2 protein-coding genes are annotated in these 1,330 nt (G+C 67.1%); both read left to right on the top strand.

What is annotated here, in order from left to right; all coding sequences use genetic code 11:
• On the top strand, positions 1-793 hold a 793-nt coding region (locus R1101_RS28485), incomplete at its 5' end, for a DUF3556 domain-containing protein (protein ID WP_016935631.1).
• Positions 790-1,330 (top strand): phytoene desaturase family protein (locus R1101_RS0123600; protein ID WP_016935632.1); only part of this gene is annotated, 541 nt, incomplete at its 3' end. The genes R1101_RS28485 and R1101_RS0123600, both read left to right, overlap by 4 nt.

Below are 1,330 nucleotides of genomic sequence, written 5' to 3' on the forward strand. Positions count from 1 at the left end.
GAACGTCTTCTACATGTTCGCCGCGGTCTGGCTCTTCGGTGGATTCCCCACCGGCGCCGGTTACGGGGTGGGCGACGTGAGTTCCGTCTGGATCCTCGCACCGATCCTCGTCGCTTTCCTGTTGTTCCCGATCCTCGGCAACGTGCGCCCCGACCTCGTCTCCTTCCTGCCGTCGATGCGTCAGTACGCCGGCAACTGGGCGTCGGCGCTGTGGGCCTTCCGCGGTGACGAGGCGGAGAACAAGCTCAACGAGAACCTCACCAAGTTCAACGACAACCAGATCGACCAGCTGAGTGGGGCGTTCGGCAAGGAGGTCGCCGAGATCTTCATGCAGAAGGCGGTCGCATGGCGCACCATGCACAGCCAGGGTCGCGGGTTGATGTCGCTGATGATGCGGCACCTCGACAAGCTCGAGAACTACCGCATCCGCGAAGGTGAGTTCATCTGCACCACCCTGGTGGGCTGGCAGTTCGGCGACGGCCACCTCCACAACGAGCAGACGATCAGTGCGGTCCAGGCGCGGTGCCGGTTCGAACCGGGAGAATGCGTCATCGTCTGGATAGAATCCCAGCCGATCCATCGGAAGACGCTGGAGTACAAGGTGATCGACGCGGCGCTCGGTGTCGTCGAGCGCGGTCACTATCACATCGAGGACGCGGTCTCGGCGCAGCCGTGGCTGCCCGACGGCCCGATCCCGCACACCGTCACCTGGCGGATGGCCGGCTACGAACCGGCCGGGACGGCCTACCTCCACCCGCAGGTCCGGCCCGATCGTGTCAAGGTTGGAGCATGACCGACGCGGTGATAGTCGGCAGCGGACCCAACGGGCTCGCTGCCGCCGTCGTCCTCTCCTCCGAGGGCGTACGGGTGCGAGTGCTCGAGGCAGCCGAGACGATCGGTGGCGGTACGCGCAGCAGCGAGCTGACCCTGCCGGGTCTGCTCCACGACGAATGCAGCGGCTTCCACCCGCTGGCCGTGGACACACCCTTCAGCCGGCGGTACGACCTCGCGGAACACGGTCTGATCTGGTCGTGGCCCGAGGTGCAGTACACCCATCCGCTCGACGGCGGACGTGGTGGCGCGGCCTATCGATCCGTGGACGACACCGCCGCGGAGCTCGGGACGGACGGGGCCGTGTGGCGCCGGATCTTCGGTGCGCTGACCGAACGATTCGGCGGCATCACCGAGGACTTCCTGCGCCCGATGCTGCACGTGCCCGTCCATCCGGTGCTGCTCGCCAGGTTCGGAATGTTCGCCGCGATGCCCGCCGACGTGCTCGCGCGCGCCTGGTCGACACCCGAGGCGCGCGCCCTGTTCGGTGGGGTCGCAG

This window comes from Rhodococcus sp. R1101, from assembly GCF_000278445.1.
GTDB classification, from domain to species: domain Bacteria; phylum Actinomycetota; class Actinomycetes; order Mycobacteriales; family Mycobacteriaceae; genus Rhodococcus; species Rhodococcus gordoniae.